A 24260-nucleotide genomic window follows, 5' to 3' on the forward strand; every position below is an offset into this window, starting at 1 on the left:
TTTTATCAAATATCACTGAAACGTTTTAAATCCAAATCTTTTATTTTTTTGCAATTTGTGCCATCAATTCCGCTTCAGCAACCAATCTACCATTTGCATAAGCATTTGCCTGCATGTGACAAATACCTCTTCTGATGGGAGTTATCAAATCACATTTAAAAATCAACGTATCCCCCGGCAACACTTTTTGTTTGAATTTAACATTGTCAATTTTCATGAAATAAGTCAAATAATTTTCAGGGTCTGGAACTGTACTTAAAACTAGAATTCCACCCGTTTGTGCCATTGCTTCAACAATTATAACACCGGGCATCACTGGAGCTTCAGGAAAATGTCCTACAAAGAAATTTTCATTCATAGTTACATTTTTCATACCTACAACATGACTTTCAGACATTTCAATGATTCTATCAATGAACAAAAATGGAGGTCTATGAGGAAGAACCGCCATGATTTTATGAATATCCATCAAAGGCTCAGCGTTTAAATCATAAACTGGAACAAAATTTCTTTGCTCAATTTTTATAATTTTAGCCATTTTCTTTGCAAACTGAGTATTTACAAAATGTCCTGGCTTATTAGCTATAATTTTACCTTGTATTTTTGTACCTATTAGAGCTAAATCCCCGACTACATCTAGCAGTTTGTGTCTTGCTGCTTCATTTGGATAATGTAAAGTTAGGTTGTCTAAAATTCCGTTGGATTTAACCGTTATTTCTTCTTTATCAAAAGCGACTTTTAATTTCTCCATCGTAGATGCAGAAATTTCTTTGTCAACATAAACAATAGCATTATTTAAATCACCACCTTTTATTAAACCTTCTTCTAAAAGAAATTCTAATTCATGCAAAAAGCTAAATGTTCTAGATTGCGAAATTTCAGTTTTGAAATCGCCAATACTTTTCATATTTGCATTTTGGGTTCCTAAAATTTTAGTACCAAAATCAACCATTGCTGTTACACAATAATGATCGCTTGGCATTACTAAAATTTCACTTCCTGATGCTTCATCGGTAAAAGAAACAACCTCTTTGACAACATATACGTTTCTTTTAGCATTTTGCTCTTCGATTCCTGCTGCTTCGATGGCTTCAACAAAAAACTTAGAAGAACCATCCATGATTGGAAGTTCCGAAGCACTCAATTCGATAATTATATTGTCTAAATCACAACCAACTAATGCAGCTAAAACATGCTCTGGAGTTTGAATTTTAACTCCAAGTTTTTCTAAATTAGTTCCTCTTTGCGTATTTACAACATAGTTTGCATCAGCTTCGACAATAGGGTGCCCTTCTAAATCTACTCGAACAAAGGTAAAACCATTATTCACCGGAGCAGGTTTAAAAGTCATTTTTACTTCTTTACCAGTATGCAGTCCAACTCCCGTAAGTGAGATTTCCTTCTTGATGGTCTTCTGTTTAACCATTGTTTCCATTTTTTTGGTTTAATATTTATTTCTTTAATTCTTTTATTTCTGCAACAATTTTAGGTAAGTTCTTAAAATGAACAAACGATTTACTAAAGTCGTTGTATGCAAATGCAGGGCTACCTTGCAAGATCTCATTATCTTTAATATTCTTTCCTATACCTGATTGAGCCTGAATGCGGACATTATCGCCAATGTGTAAATGACCTGAAATCCCAACTTGCCCACCAATCATTCCATTTTTACCAATTTTAGTAGAACCTGCAACACCGGTTTGAGCAGCTATTACAGTATTCTCACCTATTTCGACATTATGGGCAATCTGAATTTGATTGTCTAATTTAACTCCTTTTCTAATAATAGTTGAGCCCATTGTTGCTCTATCAACTGTAGTGCACGAACCTATATCAACGTTATCCTCAATAATTACATTACCAATCTGAGGAATTTTAGTGTAGGTTCCATCAGGATTTGGCGCAAATCCAAAACCATCCGAACCAATAACAGCTCCTGAATGAATTGTACAATTATTTCCAATAATTGTTTCTGAATAAATTTTTGTACCAGCAAATAAGGTAACATTATTACCTAATACTACATTATCTCCGATGAAACAGTTTGGATAAATTTTTACATTATTACCTATAACTACATTTTCGCCAAGGTAACTAAAACTTCCTAAATAAAGGTTTTCACCATATATAACAGTTGGTGCAATATATGAAGGTTGTTCAATACCACTTTTATGCTGCTTTACTTCATTATAATAGGCTAATAATTTAGAAAATGCTGCATAAGCATCTTGAACTTTTATAAGTGTAGTAGTTAATTCAGTATCAGCGACAAATGTATCATTTACAATTGTTACCGAAGCTTTAGTGGAGTAAATATAATTAAGATATTTAGGATTTGACAAAAAAGTAAGCGAACCATCGCTACCTTCCTCGATTTTTGACAATCGAAAAACTTCTACCGCTGGATTCCCAACAACTTCTCCTTGTAAAATACCTGCTATTTGTTCTGCTGTAAATTTCATCGCGACAAAAATATAAAAAAATAGATTTTAAATGGTGTTTTTATAACAGTTGTTTTGGAAAACAGATGTAATACTTGGTTACTGATTTCGATAATGATTTTAAATTCAGTTGATCCGATGATTCAATCACATCTTCAACAGTATTGTCTTTTTTCAAAATTCTTATGGGTTCTACTTCTTTATCATAAGCTTGGTTTTTTATTTTTCCTTTAAAAATAAAATAACTCGTATCTAAAATAGAAATTTCATTTTCTGCAGCAAAACGCTCTTTCAATGGCAGCAATTCCTCATTCGCTACTTTTTCACTACTTAATTTTATTTTTAATAAATCTCGGTTAACGATCATTTTACTTAACGTAGATAATATAAAATCACCATTTTTTTGCCAGGATTTTAAAGCTCCTATAATATCAAAATCATCTAACTGAGCAAATAAATCTAAGGTTTGCGCATCAAATGTTTCTATTGCTACTTTATTTTGCATAAAAAACAATAACGGTTCGCTACATGGCAATGAAACTCCTTTAAGCGTTAATTCTTTGGCGCGTTTTAAGATTCTCATCAAAATTAATTCTGCCACTAAGCTCGTTTTATGCAAATACGCTTGCCAATACATTAAGCGTCGCGACATTAAAAATTTCTCTACAGAGTAGATTCCTTTTTCTTCTATAACTAAATAATCATCAACGACATTCATCATCTGAATCAATCGTTCTGAATTCACATTTCCTTCAGCAACACCCGAATAATAACTATCGCGTTTCAAATAATCCATTCGATCCATATCTAGTTGACTGGAAATCAACTGAAGCATGAATTTACGATGATATTCTCCTTTAAAAACCTGAATCGCTAAATCTAACTTGCCTTTAAATTCAACATTCAGTTGATTCATAAACAGCAATGAAATTTCTTCGTGATGAACCTCTTCAACAATGCTTTTTTCCATTGCATGTGAAAATGGTCCGTGTCCTATATCATGTAATAGAATCGCAATATATAAAGCATTTTCCTCTTCAGGCGAAATGACAACCTCTTTAAAACGAAGTACATCAACGGCTTTTTGCATTAAGTGCATACAGCCCAAAGCATGATGAAAACGAGTGTGATTTGCTCCAGGATAGACTAAATACGACAATCCCATTTGCGATATACGGCGCAAACGTTGAAAATAAGGATGCTGGATTAAATCGTAAATTAAGGCATTTGGAATGCTAATAAACCCATAAATGGGATCATTGAATATTTTAAGCTTATTGATTTGACTCACTACTCTATTTTTTAGGTCAACAAATATAAGGAAATTAGGTCTCAAATTAGAAAGCTTAAACCAAACGGATTGATGGTTAGAAAAAAGTATCTTTTTAAAATTCTCTTTTGTATCGATTTTATACGGAGAATCTAACTCAAACTCTATCGTAACTACACCAAAATAAAATACTTAAAAACTGAAATCTAATTTCATTGAAGCCTTCATAAAAAAATGCAAGAAAAAAAACGTTAAAAAATTAACATAACTTTAAGTTCGTTTAGTTCGCAAAACTCCGAACTAACTCTACTTTTGCAAAAAAAATTATGACAACAATACAAAAAGAACGAGAAGAACTGATTGAAATGTTCGGAAATCATTTTGAATTATTATATAATTTACCACCTCTAGGTTCTAGAATTCTTGGATTATTAATAATCGATGGATGCAAGACAGGGTTAACTTTTGAAGAAATAGTGGCGAAAATGAAAGCTAGTAAAAGTTCTGTTTCTACTAATTTGAATTTGCTATCAAAAATGGATAAAATAACCTATTACACTGTTGCAGGTGACCGAAAAAAATATTTCAAGCCATCTCCCTTCAGTGAAAGATTAGCAAACTATATCAAACTAGTGGATTTTGAAAAGACAATTTTAGACCGATTAATTCATTATCGTGAGCAAACAATTACCTGTTCAGAAGAACGATACAATATGGAGGACATAATAGCTTACAAAACGCACATTTGCGAAGTCGAAGAACTTTTGATCAAAACCATTGAAAAATTTAAAATAATAGAAGAAAATAATCACTAAATATAAATCCAAACTCAAGAATAAAAATGAAAAAAAATTCGATATTTACTTTATTTGTATTGCTAATTCTAGCCTCATGCGGTAAAAAAGAAGAACACCAAATGCCAGCTCCAACTGCTGCTCCATTTCCAGTTCAAACCATTTCAACAGAGGATGCTGTTGTTTATCAAGAATTCACAGCCAATCTTGAAGGCCAACAAAATGTGGAAATCCGTCCTAAAGTAACTGGATTCATTCAAAAAATATATGTTGATGAAGGACAAGTAGTAAGAAAAGGACAATTGCTTTTCAAACTAGAAACCCAAACATTAAACCAAGATGCTTCTGCTGCCAAAGCTATGATTCAAGCCGCTCAGGTGGAAGTAGACCGATTGAAACCTCTAGTAGATCGTAAAATCATCAGTAATGTTCAACTGGAAACTGCTAAAGCAAAATTAGCTCAAGCCAAAAGTGCTTACGGAAGTATTGCTTCAAATATTGGTTTTGGGACAATCGTTTCTCCTGTAAATGGAGTTATTGGTAGTTTGCCTTTTCGTGAAGGAAGTTTAGTTAATTCAACTAGCGAAATGCCTTTGACTACTGTATCAGATACCAAAATAATACGTGCTTACTTTTCAATGAATGAAAAGCAATTGCTACTCTTTAATAAAACTTTTAAAGGTGCGACAACGGCTGAAAAATTAAAATCAGTTCCAGAAGTTTCATTGCTTTTAGTTGACAACTCTGAATATGACCAAAAAGGTAAAATTGTTACCATGAATGGTTTGGTCAATCCAACAACGGGAACAACGCAATTTAGAGCCGAGTTCAAAAACCCTGAAGCAATTTTGAGAAGTGGAAATAGCGGGATTATTCGTTTGCCAATTGTTCAAAAGGATGTTGTTGTTGTACCACAAAATGCTGTTTTTGAAGTTCAAGGAAAACAAATGATTTTTGTTGTAGGAGAAGGAAATAAGGTACAATCTAAAATTATTACTACAAACGGAACATCTGATTTAAACTTTATTGTTACTGAAGGACTTTCTGAAGGTGATATTGTAGTTGTTGAAGGTGCATCAAAATTAAAAAACGACACAGAGATTGTTCCGCAACAAGTAAATCAATCTGCAATAGCAAAAACTGTAGCTCCTACAGCTAAAGAATTAGTAAAAACAAATGCTGCTCCAGCTAAAAAATAATATTCAAAATGTTAAAAACTTTTATAGAAAGACCTGTCCTATCGACCGTAATCTCTATCTTAATAACCATATTAGGGGTTTTAGGATTGATGTCATTACCTGTAGAACAGTATCCAGAAATTGCACCGCCAACAGTTCAAGTTAATGCTACTTATACCGGTGCCAATGCAGAAACAGTACTAAATAGTGTTGTTATTCCGCTAGAAGAGGAAATTAATGGTGTAGAAGGAATGACGTATATGACTTCCTCTGCTGCAAATGATGGTTCTGCTAAAATCTCGGTTTATTTTGAGTTAGGTGTAGATCCAGATATTGCTGCGGTAAACGTTCAAAATAGGGTTTCGCGTGCTACAAGTAAACTGCCTCAAGCGGTAGTTCAAACTGGGGTTACCACGTTAAAAAGTCAAACAAGTGCTTTGATGTTTTTTGCTTTATATTCAAAGAACAAAGATTTTGACGAAACTTATATTCAGAATTATGCTAAAATAAATTTAGTTCCAAAATTACAACGTGTAAAAGGTGTTGGACAAGTAAATGTTTTTGGGGCCAAAGATTACTCAATGAGAATCTGGATTGATCCTGCAAAAATGGCTTCGTATAATGTTTCTCCAAAAGAGATTCAAGCAGCATTGCAAGAACAAAACGTAGAAGCAGCTCCTGGAAAATTTGGCGAGAATGCTGAAGGTGTTTATGAATATGTAATTAAATATAAAGGAAGACTTTCTGAAATTTCAGATTACGAAAATATTGTTATTCGCTCCACAGGAAATGGGAATTTCTTACACTTAAAAGACGTTGCTACTGTCGAATTAGGAGGTTTCAATTATGGAACTAAGAATATCGCAATGGGTAAACAAGGTGTTGCAGTAGGGGTTTTTCAAACTTCCGGTTCTAATGCACAAGATATTATTACCGAGGTAATGCAAATCTTAGAAGATACAAAACCAGACTTCCCAAAAGGTGTTGATTATGTGATTCCATTAAATACCAAGACATTTCTAGATGCCTCTATAGACAAAGTATTAACTACATTACTTGAAGCCTTTATACTGGTATTTATTGTCGTGTATATATTCTTGCAAGATTTCCGTTCGACGCTAATTCCTGCAATTGCTGTTCCAGTAGCTATTGTTGGAACCTTTTTCTTCCTACAAATATTTGGATTCTCGATCAATATGTTGACGTTGTTTGCTATGATTCTAGCTATTGGAATTGTGGTCGATGATGCTATTGTCGTCGTCGAGGCAGTGCATGCCAAACTGGATGAAGGCGCAAAATCAGGAAAAGAAGCAACTATTTCTGCGATGAGTGAGATTACAGGAGCTATTATTTCCATCACAATGGTAATGGCAGCAGTATTTATTCCTGTGTCCTTCTTGAGTGGTCCATCGGGAGTATTTTACCAACAGTTTGCAATTACTTTAGCTATTGCAATTTTGATTTCAGCCGTTAATGCTTTGACTTTAAGTCCTGCATTATGTGCTTTATTCTTAAAACCTCATAAAGATTCGGATCATCGTGATGCTAATTTTAAAGATCGTTTTTTCATTGCTTTCAATTCTAGTTTTGATAGAATGAATAACAAATATGTGAAGTCATTAGGATTTTTAGCAAGAAAAAAATGGATCACAGTTATAGGACTTATTGCCTTTTCAGGAATCACATTCCTTTTATTTCAAACCACACCCTCTGGATTTATTCCAAATGAAGATCGTGGAATAATAATGGCCGATTTAACATTGCCTCCAGGAACAACATTAGAGAAAACTGAAAAAGCAGTTAAAGAACTAGATACTATTTTAGGTTCGATGGATATAATTGAATCGAGAATGAGCGTTGTAGGTTTCAGTTTGCTGAACAGTGTAAATGGAGGATCTTATGCCTTTACAGTAATAAAATTAAAAGATTGGAAATACCGTAAGGAAGCCAATCAATCCGTGGATGCTGTTGTAAAAGAGTTGTTTGGAAAAACAGCGCATTTTAAAGATGCAAGAGCTTTATTTTTCACACCTCCTAGTGTTCAAGGTTTTGGTTCAGCTGATGGTTTCGAATTAAAAATTCAAGATAAGGGAGATGATGATTGGGCTACGGTAAGTAAAGTGAGTAATGAATTTCTTGGAGAATTAATGAAAAGACCTGAAATTCAATATGCTCAAACCAACTTTAATGCGGCTTTCCCTCAATTCCAAATGGATATTAATGTAGAAAGAGCTAAGGATGCTGGAGTATCGGTTTCAGATATTTTCAACACCATGCAAGGGTACTACGGTGGATTGTACACTACTGATTTTAATAAATTTGGTAAACAATACCGTGTAATGATTCAGGCTAAACCGTCTGACAGAGCTAACGAAGCTTCCATTAATAATATTTATGTAAAGAATGCAGCAGGTCAACAAGTGGCTATTAGTCAGTTTATAAATTTAAAAAGAATTTATGGTCCTGAAGCTGTAGCCCGATTTAATATGCTGAAGGCGGTAAACGTAAACGGAAAAGCAAATCCTGGTTATAGTTCTGGTGATGCTATTAAAGCAATTCAAGAAGTTGCTGCACAGCATTTACCTAAAACGTATAGTTATGAGTTTTCGGGAATGACGCGTGAAGAGATTCTTGCAGGAAATCAAGCGATTGGTGTATTCTTACTAAGTTTAATATTTGTTTATTTCTTGTTAAGTGCACAATATGAAAGTTATTTAGTACCACTATCTGTACTACTTTCATTGCCTGTAGGTATTGCTGGTGCAATTGCTTTTGTAAAATTTGCTGGATTGGAAAATAATATTTATTTCCAAGTCGCGCTGATAATGCTGATAGGACTATTAGCCAAAAATGCCATTTTGATCGTGGAGTTTGCCATACAAAGACGCCGACACGGAATGGACTTAGCGCAAGCCGCTATCGAAGGTGCTAAAGCGCGTTTACGCCCTATTTTAATGACTTCTCTAGCTTTCATCTTCGGATTATTGCCTTTGGCTTTTGCTTCTGGAGTTGGTGCCGTTGGTAACCGTTCGATTGGTATGGGAGCTGTAGGTGGAATGTTAGTAGGAACCATTTTAGGAGTATTTGTAGTTCCAATTTTGTTCATCATATTCCAAAACTTACAAGAAAAAATTTCAGGAAAACCTGTAGTTACTACCGAATCTGATACTATACTTTTAAATGAAGAAAATGAAAAATAATTTCTATAACATAGGAGTCCTTGTTCTAACAGCAACAGTAATGCAATCGTGTTTTGTAGCCAAAGATTACAAGCGCCCAGAATTAAAAACAGAAAATTTATACCGTAACGAAGTCGTTTCAAATGACACTTTATCCTTTGCCAATGTGGCTTGGGATAAAGTTTTCACTGACACGCTTTTACAAGGATATATTCAAAAAGGTTTAGATAATAATCTAGATGTCAAAATCGCTATACAAAACATTGTAGCTGCAGAAGCTGCGATGAAACAAGGAAAAGCGGGATACTTCCCTACTTTTTCAGCGGGCGCTGATTGGACGCATCAAGAACTTTCTAAAAATAGTCAATTTGGTGCTTTGTTAAAAAATACATCTACCGATCAATATCAATTGACGGGAAATCTTTCTTGGGAAGCAGATATTTGGGGTAAAATAAGAAGTAATAAGCGAGCTGCAAATGCCAGTTATTTCCAAACAACTGCCGTCAACCAAGCTGTAAAAACGCAATTAATTGCTAACATCGCTGCAACCTATTACCAATTACTTTCTGTTGATGCTCAAATCAAATTAGCAGAGAAAACTTTAATTAACAGAAACCAAAGTATCGAAACTATAATTTCATTGAAGGATGCTGGTAATGTTACTGAAGTTGGTGTGAAACAAACAGAAGCACAGAAATATGCTACTGAAATTATTATAGCTGATTTAAAGAACAGTATCATTATTTTAGAAAATAGCATGAGTATTCTTTTAGGCGAAAGTGGTACTCAAATTGAAAGAAGCACTTTTGAAAATCAATTAATGCAACCTAGTATTACGCTTGGTGTTCCTGCAACTTTGTTAAGAAACAGACCGGATGTAATCGCTGCAGAATACAATTTGATTTCTAATTTTGAACAAACTAATATTGCCAAAAGTAACTTTTATCCAACTTTAAAAGTAACAGCATCAGGCGGACTGCAAAGTATTGATTTGAAAGAATGGTTTAGTGCCAATTCGCTTTTTGCAAATGTAATTACAGGTTTAACACAACCAATTTTTAACCAGAGACAGATCAAAACGAAGTTCGAAATTGCAAAAGCTAATCAAGAAAAAGCATATTTACAATTTGAACAATCGTTGTTAACAGCTGGAAAAGAAGTTTCGGATGCTTTGGCGCAATATAATAATGAGACTTACAAACTTACTGTTAGAGAAAAGCAAGTGGATGCATTGAATAAAGCAACTGATTATTCAGATGAATTGTTAACCTATGGTTTGGCCAATTATTTAGAAGTATTGACTGTAAAAGACAATGCACTGAATGCTGAACTTAGTTTAATAGACAATAAATATCAACAATATAAAGCCATAATCCAATTGTATCGCGCACTTGGTGGCGGATGGCAATAGCGGACTGTACGCCTATTATTAATTTTTGTTTGTTTAAAACCACTGCCTTATTTAATAGGCAGTGGTTTTTTGTTTAAAATATGATTTTATTTTTTTAAAGATCGATGATGAAAACACATTCAATAAAAAGAAATAAAATTTCAAAACTATTTGCTGCACGTTCTTCTTCATCATTTTCAAAATTAATATGTTAAAAAATTATAATAATATTAGCAGATAGAACTTTTAAAAAAATGTAATTTGGCACTTTGATTTAGTACCTTAGAACACTAGTTTATAGAACTTATGGATAAAATAAAAATACTTTGGGTTGATGATGAAATCGACCTATTGAAACCACATATATTATTTCTAGAAAAGAAAAATTACGAAGTAACAACCTGTAATAATGGGCTTGATGCGATAACTATTTTTGAAGAAAACAACTTTGATATTGTTTTTCTAGATGAAAACATGCCTGGAATGAGCGGCTTGGAAACCCTATCAGAGATGAAGGAAAAGAAGTCATCGATTCCAATGATTATGATTACCAAAAGCGAAGAAGAATACATAATGGAGGAAGCCATAGGTTCTAAAATTGCTGATTATTTAATTAAACCAGTGAATCCAAATCAGATTTTGTTAAGCTTAAAGAAAAATCTCGATCATTCTAGATTAATTTCTCAAAAAACAACTTTAGATTACCAAAAGGAGTTTAGAAAGATTACAATGGAAATGGCACAAGTCAATTCATACGAAGATTGGATCGAAATGTACAAAAAATTGATTTTCTGGGAATTAGAACTAGAGAATATTGCTGATCAAGGAATGGTTGAAATATTAGAATCTCAAAAAGCAGAGGCTAATTCGCAATTCGGAAAATTTATAGAGCGCAATTATGAGGACTGGTTTGAACCAAAAGCGGATAAACCAGTTCAATCCCATACGTTATTCAAAGAGCTAGTAGTTCCAGAACTCAAGAAAAAAGACAAACCTATTTTGTTCGTTGTAATCGATAATCTGCGCTACGACCAATGGAAAGCGTTTGAAAGCGTAGTAGGAAACTACTATAAGTTAGAAAAAGAAGTGCCTTATTATTCCATTTTACCTACTGCTACTCAGTACGCGCGCAACGCTATTTTCTCTGGTTTAACACCACTAGACATGGAAAAAAAGTTTCCACAATATTGGAAAAATGATCCTGAAGAAGGCGGGAAAAACTTATATGAAGCGGAATTTTTGACAGCACAATTGAAAAGATTGGGATTGAATATCAAGGAAGATTATTTTAAAATAACAAATCTTGCTGGTGGTAAAAAGTTAGTGGAAGGCTTTAAAGCTTTGAAAAATAATGATTTAGTTACTGTTGTGTATAATTTTGTAGATATGCTTTCGCATGCTAAAACCGAAATGGATGTAGTAAAAGAACTTGCCTCCGATGATAAGGCGTATCGTTCGCTTACGTTGAGTTGGTTTAAAAACTCACCGCTTTTAGAAATCATTCAGCAAGCTCAAAAATTAGGGTTCAAATTAATACTTACTACAGATCACGGAACTATAAATGTGAAAAATCCATCAAAAGTTGTTGGTGATAAAAACACTAGTTTGAATTTGCGTTACAAAACAGGACGCAGTTTAACATATGAACACAAAGATGTTTATGCTGTAAAAGATCCAAAAAACATTGGTTTACCTGCTATAAATATGAGTAGTTCTTATATTTTTGCAAAAAATGATTTGTTCTTGGCTTATGTCAATAATTACAATCATTATGTGAGTTATTATAAAAATACGTATCAGCACGGTGGAATTTCATTAGAAGAAATGATTATTCCGTTTTTAGTTTTTAACCCAAAATAAAAAAAGAAGTAAAGCTTAGTTTTCAGTGTACGGCAAGAACCTTAAACTTTAAAATTTAAACAATTTTATAAGAATGAATATCATTTTTTCTATTGACCAGCTCGAAGAAGTAGCGCAAAAAATTATAGCCAATAACCCTAAAAAAGTGATTCTTTTTCATGGCGAAATGGGTGTTGGAAAAACAACTTTAATCAAGCAATTGTGTCGAAATCTTGGCGTTACTGATGCAACAAGCAGTCCAACTTTTTCTTTAGTTAATGAATATGAAGCCGATAATAATCAACTAGTTTACCATTTTGATTTTTACCGTCTAAATAAAGAAACCGAAGCATTAGATATGGGTATTGATGATTATTTATATTCGGGTAATTGGTGCTTTATCGAATGGGCAGAAAAAATTCCAAATTTGATCCCTAATAAACATTCTGTTATAACTATTTCACTGCTTCCTGATGGAAAAAGATCTTTAACCTTAAGTTAAAAGTAATTATGAGTTTAGACAATACTGTAGAAATCATCCCTTTTTCAGCAACATTAGCAGCGCCTATAAAAACTTTGAACTTGGAATGGCTGAAAAAATATTTCAAGGTGGAACCCAAAGACGAAATCGTACTTTCGGATCCAAAAGGCCAAATTATAGATAAAGGCGGAATGATTTTTTATGCGAAATATAAAGATGAAATCGTTGGAACGGTATCCTTAATAAAAATTGACGATACGACTTTCGAACTGAGTAAAATGGCAGTTACTGATGGTCTTCAAGGATTAGGAATTGGCAAAAAATTAGTAGAACATTGTTTGGCTTTTGCCAAAGAAAGAAACATTCAAAAACTGATTTTATATTCGAATCGAAAGCTAGAACCAGCAATTCATTTGTATAAAAAACACGGTTTTGTCGAAATAGAATTAGAAAACGGAATCTATGAAAGAGCTGATATCAAAATGGAAAAAATAGTTATATAAGTTGCTAAAATTCATATCTACTTATAAAATAAACTATTATACTTTTTTCTAAAACTTTTGCGTAAATTGTACCTTCAAAATAACAACCTAATGCCAATTACTAACACACCATTTACAAAGCAACAATTACTACCTCAGGAAGAAAAACTTGAAGTAGGAAGAAAGAAAAGTGAACTTTTTATTGGGATACCAAAGGAAACCAGTCATCAAGAACGCCGCATTTGTCTTACTCCTGATGCTGTAAATTCGCTTACTTATCATGGTCACCGAGTTATGATTGAATCTGGCGCAGGAGAAAGTTCAAGCTATTCTGACAAGGAATATAGTGAAGCAGGTGCAGAAGTTACTAATGACACTAAAAAAGTATTTAGCTGCCCGATGATTCTTAAAGTAGAACCCGCTACAACTGCGGAAATAGCGATGATGAATCCGCAAACAATTCTAATTTCGGCGATTCAAATAAAGACTAGAAAGAAAAAATATTTTGAGGCATTAAGCAAAAGGAAAATTACTGCCTTAGCCTTTGAATACATTAAAGATGAAGATGGATATTATCCCGCTGTGAAGTCATTAAGCGAAATAGCAGGAACCGCGTCGATACTAATCGCTGCCGAATTAATGATTACGAATGAGTTTGGAAAAGGATTATTGTTCGGAAATATTACTGGCGTCCCGCCTACTGATGTTGTTATTTTAGGTGCAGGAACAGTAGGTGAATTTGCTGCTAAAACAGCGATTGGTCTAGGAGCAAGTGTTAAAGTATTTGACAATTCGATAACTAAATTACGTCGTTTGCAGAATAATTTAAATCAACGAATTTTTACTTCTACCATTCAACCTAAATCATTATTAAAAGCTTTACGACGTTGCGATGTCGCTATTGGCGCCATGCGAGGGAAAGAACGATGTCCTATAATTGTTACAGAAACTATGGTCGAACACATGAAAAATGGTGCCGTAATCGTCGATGTAAGTATAGATACTGGAGGGTGTTTTGAAACTTCTGAAGTTACCACTCACGAGAAACCCACCTTTGTCAAAAATAATGTAGTACATTATTGCGTACCCAATATTCCTTCCCGATATTCTAAAACAGCCTCACTTTCTATAAGCAATATAATTTCTCCTTACTTAATGCAAATTGCTGCAGATGGTGGAATTGAAATGGCGATTCGTTTCGATAAAGGATTAAAAAACGGAGTATATATGTACCACGGAATCCTCACTAATAGCGCTATAGGAGATTGGTTTGATTTACCTAGCAACGACATTAATTTAATTGTTTTTTAAGGAAACTTTCTTCTACCTTTGCACAAAAATTAGTCATGAAGTTTATACATCGTTTTGCTTATTATTTAGTAGGTTTAGTAATTGGAGTCTTTTTCGTTGCAATGGTTTTTAGTGGTAAAGATACACGCTGTAATTATTTTCCAAATTCAAGAGTTTTGAATGATTTGCGCAATAAACCTTTTCATTATTCTGAAAAAGCCTCGCAAATACTTACTGAAAAATGGGTCGACACATCCGATATTAAAAACTCATTAAAATTTGGTGATGTAGATTTTGACCAAAGTAATGTTGTATACAAAAAAGGAAAATTATATATTATCGAAGGAAAAACCGTAAAAAACCAAGAGATTATTCTAAAAGTAATTAACTACGACAATAAAGCAGTTTTAGACGATATTATAAAAATAGAGAATAAATAAGCTATTCCATTTATTTGGGCGTGCCACCATCAAAAAAGATATTTAGATTTCCTTACCTATAAATTTAGTATTGGGAGAACCATTTAATAGCTTCTTTTCCATTTTGTTTTAAATAATCATTCGTTTTACTAAAATGTTTATTTCCAAACCATTTCCCTTGATTAGCGCTCATGGGCGAAGGATGTCCAGATTCTAAAACTAAATGTTTGTTTCTATCTATTTTAAGTCCTTTTTTATTTGCAAATGCGCCCCAAAGTAGGAATACCACATTTTCTTTTTCTTCTGAAATTTTCTGAATTACAGCATCGGTAAAATGATTCCATTTTAAATGTTTGTGACTATTTGGCGAATCCTCTCTTACAGTCAAAGATGCATTCAACAGTAAAATTCCTTGTCTTGCCCAATCTTCAAGATTACCAGAAGTTGGTAGAAAAATAGTTCCTAAATCATCACTCAGTTCTCGGTAAATATTTCGTAATGATGGCGGAATCCGAATATCATCGTTCACTGAAAAACACAAACCATTCGCTTCCCCTTTACCATGATAAGGATCTTGACCAATAATCACTACTTTTAAATCATTGAAACTACAATAATTAAAGGCCGAAAAAATTAATTCTTTGGGCGGATAACATATATGTGCGTAGTATTCCTCGGCAACATCTTCCATTAAGTCATCAAAATACGGCTTCTGGATTTCATCTGACAAAACAGTTTGCCATTTTGGATTGAGATTCGTTTGCATAAATAATTATTATTTAGCAAAGATACACAGAGTAATTGCAGAGCAAGAGCAAGAATCTATAATTTTTCACGTTAAATAAGGATAATAAACATTCATTAATTCTTTGTGAATGACTGTTAAATAGTCTTAACTATTAACTATTTTTGTGTCGCAAAGAATTATTATAGATAAATGATATCCATCACCGAAAAGACATTACAAGATTTACAATTTCCAACCGTTCTTGAAACGATTTCGGCAATTTGTAATACTGATATAGGAAAACAAAAAGCACTTGAAATAACTCCTTTTAAGGATAAGGAAACTTTGATGAAGGCATTAATGCAAACATCAGAATATGTTTCGTCTTTCCAAAATAATAATGCAATTCCAAATCATGGTTTTGATGCGATCACGCATGAAATTAGATTTCTTGCTATTGAAGATAGTTTTCTTGAAGTAGGTAGTTTTAGAAAAATAGCAACTATATCCTCAACGGTAAATTTTCTATTGACTTATTTTAAAAAATTTGAAGACTACTATCCCAATCTAAACTCTAGAGCTTTGCAGGTTGAATTCACCAAAGATATTATCACAATGGTGGATGAAATTGTTGATAAATACGGCGAAATAAAAGATAATGCTTCACCAGATTTATTGAACATTCGTAGAAATATGAATGTGATTCGTGGAAAAGTCAATCAAAGTTTTGGAACTGCGCTAACACAATATAATGCTTTAGGATATTTAGATGATATTAAAGAAAGCTTTGTGCAAAATCGTAGAGTTTTGGCAGTTTTAGCCATGTACCGACGTAAAGTAAAAGGATCTATTTTAGGTAGTTCTAAAACCGGAAGTATTGCATATATCGAACCTGAAGCAACGCTAAACTATTCTAGAGAACTGAGCAACTTAGAATATGAGGAAAAAGAAGAAATAACTAGAATTCTAAAACAATTAACAAATCAAATTAGGCCTTATCTACCATTGCTTATAGAGTATCAAGAGTTCTTGAGCGATATTGATGTAATTGCTGCTAAAGCAAAATACGCCAATCGCATCAATGGAATTATGCCTAACATTACTGATAATAGAAGGCTGTATTTTAGAGATGCCTTCCATCCTATTTTGTATTTGAATAACAAACAAAAAAACGAAATTACGCATCCACAAACTATTGAATTAAGTCAGGAAAATAGAATTATTGTTATTTCTGGTCCTAACGCTGGTGGAAAAACGATCTCACTTAAGACCGTTGGTTTACTACAGTTGATGTTACAATCAGGAATGTTGATTCCTGTTCACGAACGTAGTGAAACTTTCTTATTCGACAGAATACTTACAGATATTGGAGACAATCAATCAATTGAAAATCATTTAAGTACTTATAGTTACCGACTAAAAAACATGAACTACTTTCTAAAGAAGTGTAATCGAAAAACGATGTTCCTTATTGATGAATTTGGGACCGGTTCTGACCCTGAATTAGGAGGCGCGTTAGCTGAGATTTTCTTAGAAGAGTTTTATCATCGGGAAGCTTTCGGGATCATTACAACACATTATTCCAACTTAAAAATTTTAGCAAACGAACTGCCTTTTGCTACTAATGCAAACATGCTTTTTGACGAAAAGTCATTAGAACCGATGTATAAATTAGCTTTGGGACAAGCAGGAAGTTCTTTCACATTTGAAGTAGCATTGAAAAACGGAATCCCTTTTGGGTTAATCAATCGCGCTAAAAAGAAGATTGAAGTTGGAAAAGTTCGTTTTGATAAAACTATTGCAACCTTACAGAAAGAACGTTCTAAAATGGAAAAAACGTCGCAAACACTAAAAGAAGAAGAGAGTAAAGCGCGTGAAGAAGGAAAGAAGATGGAAACTATCAATATAAAAATCAAACAAAAATTGGAAAGCTACCAGGAATTGTATGATAGCAACCAAAAAACGATTTATATAGGTACTAAAATAGAAGATATTGCGGAGAAATATTTCAATAATAAAAACAAAAAAGATCTGATTGCTGAGTTTTTAAAAATCATAGAAATAGAAAATTCCAAGCGTAAAAAAGCGACTCCTAAGGAAGCAAAAGCGATTGTTGCAAAGAAAAAAGAGGTCATTCAAGAAGTAACTGTTCATGTTGAGGAGATTAGAAAAGAAAAGAAAGAAAAGAAACTAAAACCTGTAATTGAAAAACCGAAGCATATTTTAAAAGTTGGTGACAGAGTACGAATGTTAGACGGAAAAGCAGTTGGAAGTATTGAAACCATTGAAAAAAATAAAGTAAATGTAAATTACGGAATGTTTATGTCTAAAGTAAGTTTAGATGATCTAGAATTAGTTGAAGCAGTTAAAAAGTAGCGTAATTCATTGCGAGGAAAAGCTCTTTCTGATCTATTTATCATCTCAGTGCGAGGAACTACGCAATTACACGAAAATAAACAGATAGATTAAGCAATGAAATTGAGTCATTAAAATAGCAATGAAAAAGATCAACTGAAGTGAGCAACGTAGCAAGATTACTTCGTAACTCGCAATGGCAAAAAAATGGAAAAACTACCTAAAGACAAAAAAATCATCCTCTTTGATGGCGTTTGCAATTTATGCGATTCGGCTGTTCAAGTTGTAATTAAAAACGATAAAAAAGATATTTTTAGATTCGTCTCTTTACAATCTGATTTAGGACAAGAAATCATCAAATACTTAGGACTTCCGAGTAAGGAAATGAATAGTATTATTCTCTATCAGCCCGGTTTTGCTTATTACACTAAATCAGAAGCAGTTTTTCAAATCGCAAAATACTTAAGTGGGATATTATATTTAACCACTCTGTTTTCGATATTACCCACTTCATTGACCGATTCAATCTATGATTATATTGCTAAAAACCGTTATAATTGGTACGGAAAAAAGGAAAACTGCTTAATTCCAACTAAAGAGCTAGAATCCAAATTTTTGGAATAAAAATAAGTATGATAAATATCATACCCTACATATTACAAGAAGTATATATTTGGACAATATTTAAAATTTGATAAAGATGAAAGACACTACACTTTTTACAATGGATAACGGGACGTTTATAATGGTTATCGTATTTGGTTTGGTAATAGTTGGACTAGTTGCCGCCGTTTTTATTATGATGAATTCAGATAAAAAGAAATAACAGTATAAAAAAAGAGGATGTCCAAAATTTAGACATCCTCTTTTGCTGTTGAAAAAATTAGAAGTGAACTAGCTTCTAATCAATTTTCTATATTTCAGTCGTTTTGGTGTTAAATCACCACCAAGACGTTTCTTCTTATTTTCTTCATAATCAGAGAAACCTCCTTCAAAATAATACACTTCAGAATCTCCTTCAAAAGCCAAAATGTGCGTACAAATTCTGTCTAGAAACCATCTGTCGTGAGAAATTACTACTGCACAACCTGCAAAACTCTCTAGACCTTCTTCTAAAGCTCTAAGTGTATTGATATCCAAGTCATTCGTAGGCTCATCCAGTAACAATACGTTTCCTTCTTCTTTAAGTGTCATGGCAAGGTGCAAACGGTTACGTTCTCCTCCAGAAAGCATCGAAACTTTCTTGTTTTGCTCACCACCACCAAAATTAAAACGAGACAAGTACGCTCTTGAATTCACTTGCTTTCCTCCCATCATGATCAATTCCTGACCATCAGCGAAGTTTTCCCAAATAGATTTATTTGGATCAATATTAGAATGCGCTTGATCTACGTAAGCGATTTTCACAGTATCACCAATTAAAAACTCACCTGAATCTGGTTTTTCTTCACCCATTATCATTTTGAAAATGGTCGATTTACCAGCACCATTTGGTCCGATGATTCCAACAATTCCAGCTTGTGGTAAGGTAAAATTTAAATTATCATATAGTAATTTATCACCAAAAGCTTTGGCAACATTTTTAGCTTCAATTACATTCGTTCCTAAACGTGGGCCATTTGGAATATAAATTTCTAAATTTTCATCCAATTGTTTTTGATCTTCATTTAATAACTTATCATAGTTCTGCAAACGTGCTTTTTGTTTCGTCTGACGACCTTTAGCTCCTTGACGAACCCAATCCAATTCGCGTTCTAAATTTTTTCTGCGTTTTGAAGCTACTTTCTCCTCAAGAGCCATTCTGCTCGATTTTTGGTCTAACCATGAAGAATAGTTCCCTTTCCAAGGAATACCTTCACCTCTGTCTAATTCCAAAATCCAACCGGCAACATTATCCAAGAAATATCTATCGTGCGTTACTGCAATTACAGTTCCCGCATATTGTGCTAAATGTTGCTCTAACCAAAGTACACTTTCCGCATCCAAGTGATTCGTAGGCTCATCTAAAAGCAATACATCAGGTTGTTGCAATAACAAACGACATAAAGCTACACGACGTCGCTCTCCTCCTGATAAGTTTTTAATTGGGGTATCACCTTCTGGAGTACGCAACGCATCCATTGCAATCTCTAATTTAGTGTCTATTTCCCACGCACCTAAAGAATCGATTTTATCCTGCAAAGCTGCTTGACGATCCATTAACTTGTCCATTTTATCTGGATCTGAATAGTTTTCTTCAAGACCAAATAAATCGTTAATTTGATTGTATTCTTCTAAAACAGCCATCGTCTCAGCAACTCCTTCTCTTACAATTTCAATAACTGTTTTACTGTCATCTAAAATAGGTTCTTGCTCTAAATAACCAACAGTATATCCTGGTGCAAAAACTACATCTCCTTGGTAATTTTTATCAACACCAGCAATAATTTTTAATAAAGAAGATTTCCCAGATCCATTCAAACCTAAAATACCAATTTTAGCTCCGTAGAAGAAACTCAAATAAATATTTTTAAGTACAGGCTTATCAGCTCCTTGATAGGTTTTACTCAATTTTGACATTGAGAAGATCACTTTTTTATCGTCTGCCATTTTTTTTTATTTAAAATTTAATATTACTTCGTCTATTCGCTCTTTCAGGCTCGGGTCAACATTTAAAACAACTATTAAAGTCTACCTTTAAGTGAACTGAACACCCAAGCATTGGCTAAAAATCCAACACCTACTGCTGCAAATCCCCATCCTGATACATCACTGTATCTAAATGCGCCTAATCCTATTAGTAGTAAACCCATTAAAATCATGATTAATGTGGCCCATCCTAAAATGGTATTCTTATTCATTCCCATAATTTGTGGAGTTTTATTTTTAATTCCGATTTCGATGCTTCGAAACCGATTTACAAATATCGGTAATTTTTAGTCTTTAATTAAATATTTTATAAAGCATTTCTCTTAATAAATCAGATTGTGATAATGCATTAGCACCCACACCTTTACTCTTTACATCAATATCTCTCAGTGCAGCCACAATTTGACTCACTTTTTTCATTGGATAGTTTTTCAAAGCAACATCATATTCTTTTAAAAAGAAAGGATTTACCCCTATCACTGCCGCTACATTTTTAGGATTTCGATCTTTCAATCCATGGTATTTTAGCAATTGGATAAAAAATCCAAAAACTAAACTCGTAGTTACCACCATTGGATTGTCTTTTGGGTTTTGGGCAAAATTTTCAGCAATAGTGTAGGCTTTTAATTGGTTGCGTTCGCCAAGTGCTTTTCGCAATTCAAATACATTAAAATCTTTACTAAAGCCTATATTCTCTTCAATATGCATGGGATTTATAACACTTCCAACAGGAAGAATAATTTGTAGCTTTTCAAGTTCATTGTTAATTTTACTCAAGTCAGCACCTAAAAATTCAACTAGCATTGCTGTAGCTTTTGGTTCTATGGTGTATTTTTTCCCTGCTAAAACACGTTTGATCCAGTCACCCACTTGATTTTCATATAATTTTTTACTTTCGAAAACAACACCATTTTTTGCTATTAGCTTGGTTACTTTTTTTCTTTTATCAAGAGATTTATATTTATAGCAAATGACTAAAACTGTTGTAGGCATTGGATTCTCAGCATAACTTTCCAGCTTGTCAATAGTTCGAAGTAAATCTTGAGCTTCTTTGACAATGACAACTTGGCGTTCTGCCATCATAGGATATCGCTTGGCTGTCGACACAATATCTTCAATAGTAACATCTCTTCCGTATAGAACCGTTTGATTAAAACCTTTTTCCTCTTCGGTAAGTACCTTTTTCTCAATATAGTCAGACAACTTATCTATATAATAGGATTCTTCTCCCATCAAGAAATAAATTGGTTTTATGTTACCCGTTTTTATATCATTTACAATTTTAAGTACTTCGTCCATTGTTTATTGTTTCAAATTCCAGCTTTGTCAAACCTTGAGTAAGATTAAACTTTAATTTTTAAATCTTATTTTATACTTTTGCTCCATGCGGCAATTAAATTTTTCTAAATATCAATTTCGTTTCAAAAATAGCGAAAATAAAGTGGCTATTTTTGATGCAATTAGAAAAAAATTTATTGCACTTACTCCTGAAGAATGGGTTCGTCAGCATGTTGTCCAATTTCTATTGGAAGAAAAAAAATATCCCAAATCACTAATCAATGTTGAAAAGGTTTTAAAGGTCAATGGCTTACGCAAAAGATACGATGTTGTTGTGTACAATTCTGATGGTTCCATATTCATTTTAGTTGAATGTAAAGCGCCTGAAATTAAAATTGCTCAAGCAACTTTTGATCAAATTGCAACCTATAATATGACTTTGAATGCCCAATTTTTGATGGTAACTAACGGATTGAATCATTACTTTTGTCAAATGGATTTTGAAAACGAAAAATATCAATTCCTTAGTGAATTGCCAATTTATCAAATCCGATAATCAAATTTTAAGATGAAAATAGCTGTTGTTATACTAAATTGGAATGGAATGTTATTGCTAGAAAAATTTCTTCCATCCATAGTTGAATATTCTCCTCAAGCAACTATTTATGTGGTTGACAATGCCTCTACTGACGATTCGAATTCCTATATAAAAGCATTTTATCCAACTGTTACCATTATTAAAAACGAAAGTAATCTTGGTTTTGCAAGTGGATACAATCAAGCTTTGAAAAATATTGATTCAGAAATTTACGCCTTAGTGAACTCTGATATTGAGGTTACAAAAAATTGGTTACAACCTATTATTAATACTTTCGAAAATGAAAGCAGCACCGCTATAATCCAACCAAAAATATTAGACTATAAGCGTAAAGAATATTTTGAATATGCTGGAGCGGCGGGCGGATTCATCGATCAGTACGGTTATCCTTATTGCAGAGGTAGAATTTTTGATACTTTAGAAAAAGATAGCGGACAGTACAATGATAACTGTGAAATATTTTGGGCATCTGGAGCGTGCTTTTTTATTAGAAGCCAAGTTTACCAGGAACTCAATGGATTTGATGGAGAGTTTTTTGCTCACCAAGAAGAAATTGATTTATGCTGGAGAGCCATTAATGAAGGTCACAAAATAAAATACAATTCACAATCGATCGTATACCATGTGGGCGGGGCTACTTTGCAACAAGGTAATCCTATGAAGACATTTTTGAATTTCAGAAATTCATTATTGATGTTGACTAAAAACCTTCCGAAAGAGAAATTATATAAAATTTTAATGGGCCGAATGGTATTAGATGGTGCGGCAGGAATTCAATTTTTAGTAAAAGGAAAACCAAAACATTTGTGGGCAATTCTAAAAGCGCATTGGTCATTTTACGGTTTCTACAATAGGTATTACAAAAAGCGAAGTAAAACACAATGTCATAAATATTACAATGTCAAAAGCATCGTGTACTCCTATTTTATTAGAAAAGTTGTCGTTTTTAACGATTTATTTAGAATTTAATTAAATATAAAAATTAACTTTGCGACTAACACTATAATCTAAATTTAAACTATTTATGAAAAAAATTGTAATAGCCTTATCAGTAATGGCTCTGTTAACTTCTTGTGTTTCTAAAAAGAAATATGCAGACTTAGAAGCTAGAAACAAAGAAACTCAAGATTTATTAAATACTGCAACAGTAAAATTAAATTCTTGTTTAGAAGAGAAAGCGGGTCTTGTTGCTAGAGTTGATGGTTTGAAAGAACACAATCAAACTTTAATCAACACTTCAAAAGACATGACAATCTTGACTACAAAAGGTGCTGCTAGTATTGAAAAAGCTTTAGAATCTATTAAAGAAAAAGATTTAAAAATAAGCAGAATGCAAGATGCTTTAACTAAAAAAGATAGTGTAACTCTTGCGGTCGTAACTAGTTTAAAAAGTGCGGTTGGAATTTCTGATCCAGATATCGAAATCAATGTTGAGAAAGGTGTAGTATTTATCTCTATTGCAGATAAATTATTATTCAAAACAGGAAGTTATGATGTAACTGACAAAGCAAAAGGTGTTTTAGCTAAAGTTGCAAAAGTAGTTAATGACAAACCAGATTTTGAATGTATGGTTGAAGGACATACTGACAATGTACCTTACAATGGTTCAGGGATTTTATTAGACAACTGGGACTTAAGTGTTAAACGTTCTACTTCAATTATTCGTGTATTAACAAACCAATTAGGTGTTAAGCCAGAGCAATTAATTGCAGCAGGTAGAAGTTCATACGTTCCACTAGTTGGTAATGATTCAGCTGAAAACAGAGCTCGTAACAGAAGAACTCGTATCGTTGTTTTACCTAAAATTGATCAATTCTACGAAATGATTGAGAAAGAAATGAAAAAACAAACTAAATAATATAGTATTCAGTGAACATTAATTAGTGTTCAGTCTACTTATAATACTAAAAC

General features: G+C 33.1%; 22 protein-coding genes. 15 read left to right on the forward strand and 7 right to left on the reverse strand.

Annotated features, from left to right (window positions below):
• Positions 1 to 40: 40 nt before the first annotated feature.
• Genes LNP27_RS11920 through LNP27_RS11930 form a run of 3 tightly spaced genes read right to left on the reverse strand, consistent with a single transcriptional unit; the run spans position 41 to position 3732 of the window.
• The gene (locus LNP27_RS11920) at positions 41 to 1426 is read right to left on the reverse strand and encodes a bifunctional UDP-3-O-[3-hydroxymyristoyl] N-acetylglucosamine deacetylase/3-hydroxyacyl-ACP dehydratase (RefSeq protein ID WP_229941823.1); all 1386 of its coding nucleotides are present in this window, start codon (positions 1424 to 1426) and stop codon (positions 41 to 43) included.
• 25 nt (positions 1427 to 1451) lie between these two features.
• Positions 1452 to 2462 (reverse strand): UDP-3-O-(3-hydroxymyristoyl)glucosamine N-acyltransferase, encoded by a 1011-nt coding sequence (gene lpxD / locus LNP27_RS11925; RefSeq protein ID WP_229941824.1) that lies wholly within the window; start codon positions 2460 to 2462, stop codon positions 1452 to 1454.
• 40 nt (positions 2463 to 2502) lie between these two features.
• Positions 2503 to 3732, reverse strand: coding sequence for an HD domain-containing protein (locus LNP27_RS11930; protein ID WP_229941825.1), 1230 nt, complete (start codon positions 3730 to 3732; stop codon positions 2503 to 2505).
• 305 nt (positions 3733 to 4037) lie between these two features.
• Here LNP27_RS11930 and LNP27_RS11935 point away from each other — a divergent pair, with 305 nt between their 5' ends.
• From LNP27_RS11935 to LNP27_RS11975, 9 genes are all read left to right on the forward strand, one after another.
• Complete coding sequence (locus tag LNP27_RS11935) at positions 4038 to 4526, forward strand: GbsR/MarR family transcriptional regulator (protein ID WP_229941826.1); 489 nt, start codon at positions 4038 to 4040, stop codon at positions 4524 to 4526.
• A gap of 26 nt (positions 4527 to 4552) precedes the next feature.
• Entirely contained in the window at positions 4553 to 5704 is a 1152-nt protein-coding gene (locus LNP27_RS11940; protein WP_229941827.1) for an efflux RND transporter periplasmic adaptor subunit, read from the forward strand.
• 8 nt (positions 5705 to 5712) lie between these two features.
• Positions 5713 to 8883, forward strand: coding sequence for an efflux RND transporter permease subunit (locus LNP27_RS11945; RefSeq protein ID WP_229941828.1), 3171 nt, complete (start codon positions 5713 to 5715; stop codon positions 8881 to 8883).
• Entirely contained in the window at positions 8873 to 10273 is a 1401-nt protein-coding gene (locus tag LNP27_RS11950) for an efflux transporter outer membrane subunit (protein WP_229941829.1), read from the forward strand. Before LNP27_RS11945 ends, LNP27_RS11950 begins: the two co-directional genes overlap by 11 nt.
• A 285-nt stretch (positions 10274 to 10558) precedes the next feature.
• On the forward strand, positions 10559 to 12112 hold the full coding sequence (gene porX, locus LNP27_RS11955; protein ID WP_229941830.1) for a T9SS response regulator signal transducer PorX: 1554 nt from the start codon (positions 10559 to 10561) through the stop codon (positions 12110 to 12112).
• A gap of 73 nt (positions 12113 to 12185) precedes the next feature.
• Positions 12186 to 12593 (forward strand): tRNA (adenosine(37)-N6)-threonylcarbamoyltransferase complex ATPase subunit type 1 TsaE, encoded by a 408-nt coding sequence (tsaE, locus tag LNP27_RS11960; RefSeq protein ID WP_229941831.1) that lies wholly within the window; start codon positions 12186 to 12188, stop codon positions 12591 to 12593.
• 8 nt (positions 12594 to 12601) lie between these two features.
• The gene (locus tag LNP27_RS11965) at positions 12602 to 13075 is read left to right on the forward strand and encodes a GNAT family N-acetyltransferase (RefSeq protein ID WP_229941832.1); all 474 of its coding nucleotides are present in this window, start codon (positions 12602 to 12604) and stop codon (positions 13073 to 13075) included.
• Between the two features lie 90 nt (positions 13076 to 13165).
• Complete coding sequence (locus LNP27_RS11970) at positions 13166 to 14365, forward strand: alanine dehydrogenase (protein ID WP_229941833.1); 1200 nt, start codon at positions 13166 to 13168, stop codon at positions 14363 to 14365.
• Positions 14366 to 14400: 35 nt separating this feature from the next.
• Positions 14401 to 14784: a DUF4258 domain-containing protein gene (locus LNP27_RS11975; RefSeq protein ID WP_229941834.1), complete on the forward strand. Its 384-nt coding sequence runs from the start codon at positions 14401 to 14403 to the stop codon at positions 14782 to 14784.
• Positions 14785 to 14848: 64 nt separating this feature from the next.
• Here the strand turns inward: LNP27_RS11975 and ung are convergent, their stop codons facing one another.
• Positions 14849 to 15529 carry a uracil-DNA glycosylase gene (ung, locus tag LNP27_RS11980; protein WP_229941835.1) on the reverse strand — a complete coding sequence of 227 codons (681 nt, stop codon included), beginning with the start codon at positions 15527 to 15529 and terminating at the stop codon, positions 14849 to 14851.
• Positions 15530 to 15700: 171 nt separating this feature from the next.
• Between ung and LNP27_RS11985 the strand changes: the two genes are divergently transcribed.
• The 3 genes from LNP27_RS11985 to LNP27_RS15270 all read left to right on the forward strand — a co-directional run bounded on the left by LNP27_RS11985 (position 15701) and on the right by LNP27_RS15270 (position 18671).
• A complete protein-coding gene (locus LNP27_RS11985) occupies positions 15701 to 17866 on the forward strand; it encodes an endonuclease MutS2 (protein ID WP_229941836.1) in 2166 nt (721 codons plus the stop codon).
• 186 nt (positions 17867 to 18052) lie between these two features.
• Positions 18053 to 18469 carry a thiol-disulfide oxidoreductase DCC family protein gene (locus tag LNP27_RS11990; protein ID WP_229941837.1) on the forward strand — a complete coding sequence of 139 codons (417 nt, stop codon included), beginning with the start codon at positions 18053 to 18055 and terminating at the stop codon, positions 18467 to 18469.
• Between the two features lie 76 nt (positions 18470 to 18545).
• Positions 18546 to 18671: a hypothetical protein gene (locus LNP27_RS15270; protein WP_255673702.1), complete on the forward strand. Its 126-nt coding sequence runs from the start codon at positions 18546 to 18548 to the stop codon at positions 18669 to 18671.
• Positions 18672 to 18739: 68 nt separating this feature from the next.
• On the opposite strand, the gene ettA is transcribed toward LNP27_RS15270, so the two are convergent.
• The 3 genes from ettA to holA all read right to left on the reverse strand — a co-directional run bounded on the left by ettA (position 18740) and on the right by holA (position 21772).
• Positions 18740 to 20434 (reverse strand): energy-dependent translational throttle protein EttA, encoded by a 1695-nt coding sequence (gene ettA, locus LNP27_RS11995; RefSeq protein ID WP_229941838.1) that lies wholly within the window; start codon positions 20432 to 20434, stop codon positions 18740 to 18742.
• 74 nt (positions 20435 to 20508) lie between these two features.
• Positions 20509 to 20691 carry a CAL67264 family membrane protein gene (locus LNP27_RS12000; RefSeq protein ID WP_196851371.1) on the reverse strand — a complete coding sequence of 61 codons (183 nt, stop codon included), beginning with the start codon at positions 20689 to 20691 and terminating at the stop codon, positions 20509 to 20511.
• A gap of 76 nt (positions 20692 to 20767) precedes the next feature.
• Positions 20768 to 21772, reverse strand: a complete 1005-nt coding sequence (gene holA / locus LNP27_RS12005; RefSeq protein WP_229941839.1) for a DNA polymerase III subunit delta — start codon at positions 21770 to 21772, stop codon at positions 20768 to 20770.
• Between the two features lie 85 nt (positions 21773 to 21857).
• Here holA and LNP27_RS12010 point away from each other — a divergent pair, with 85 nt between their 5' ends.
• The 3 genes from LNP27_RS12010 to LNP27_RS12020 are packed head-to-tail and all read left to right on the forward strand — an operon-like array spanning position 21858 to position 24207.
• Positions 21858 to 22307, forward strand: a complete 450-nt coding sequence (locus LNP27_RS12010; protein WP_229941840.1) for a type I restriction enzyme HsdR N-terminal domain-containing protein — start codon at positions 21858 to 21860, stop codon at positions 22305 to 22307.
• A gap of 12 nt (positions 22308 to 22319) precedes the next feature.
• Entirely contained in the window at positions 22320 to 23318 is a 999-nt protein-coding gene (locus LNP27_RS12015) for a glycosyltransferase family 2 protein (RefSeq protein ID WP_229941841.1), read from the forward strand.
• A gap of 55 nt (positions 23319 to 23373) precedes the next feature.
• Entirely contained in the window at positions 23374 to 24207 is an 834-nt protein-coding gene (locus tag LNP27_RS12020) for an OmpA/MotB family protein (RefSeq protein ID WP_229941842.1), read from the forward strand.
• Positions 24208 to 24260: the final 53 nt, after the last annotated feature.

The organism is Flavobacterium galactosidilyticum (assembly GCF_020911945.1).
In the GTDB taxonomy this organism is placed as follows: Bacteria; Bacteroidota; Bacteroidia; order Flavobacteriales; family Flavobacteriaceae; genus Flavobacterium; species Flavobacterium galactosidilyticum.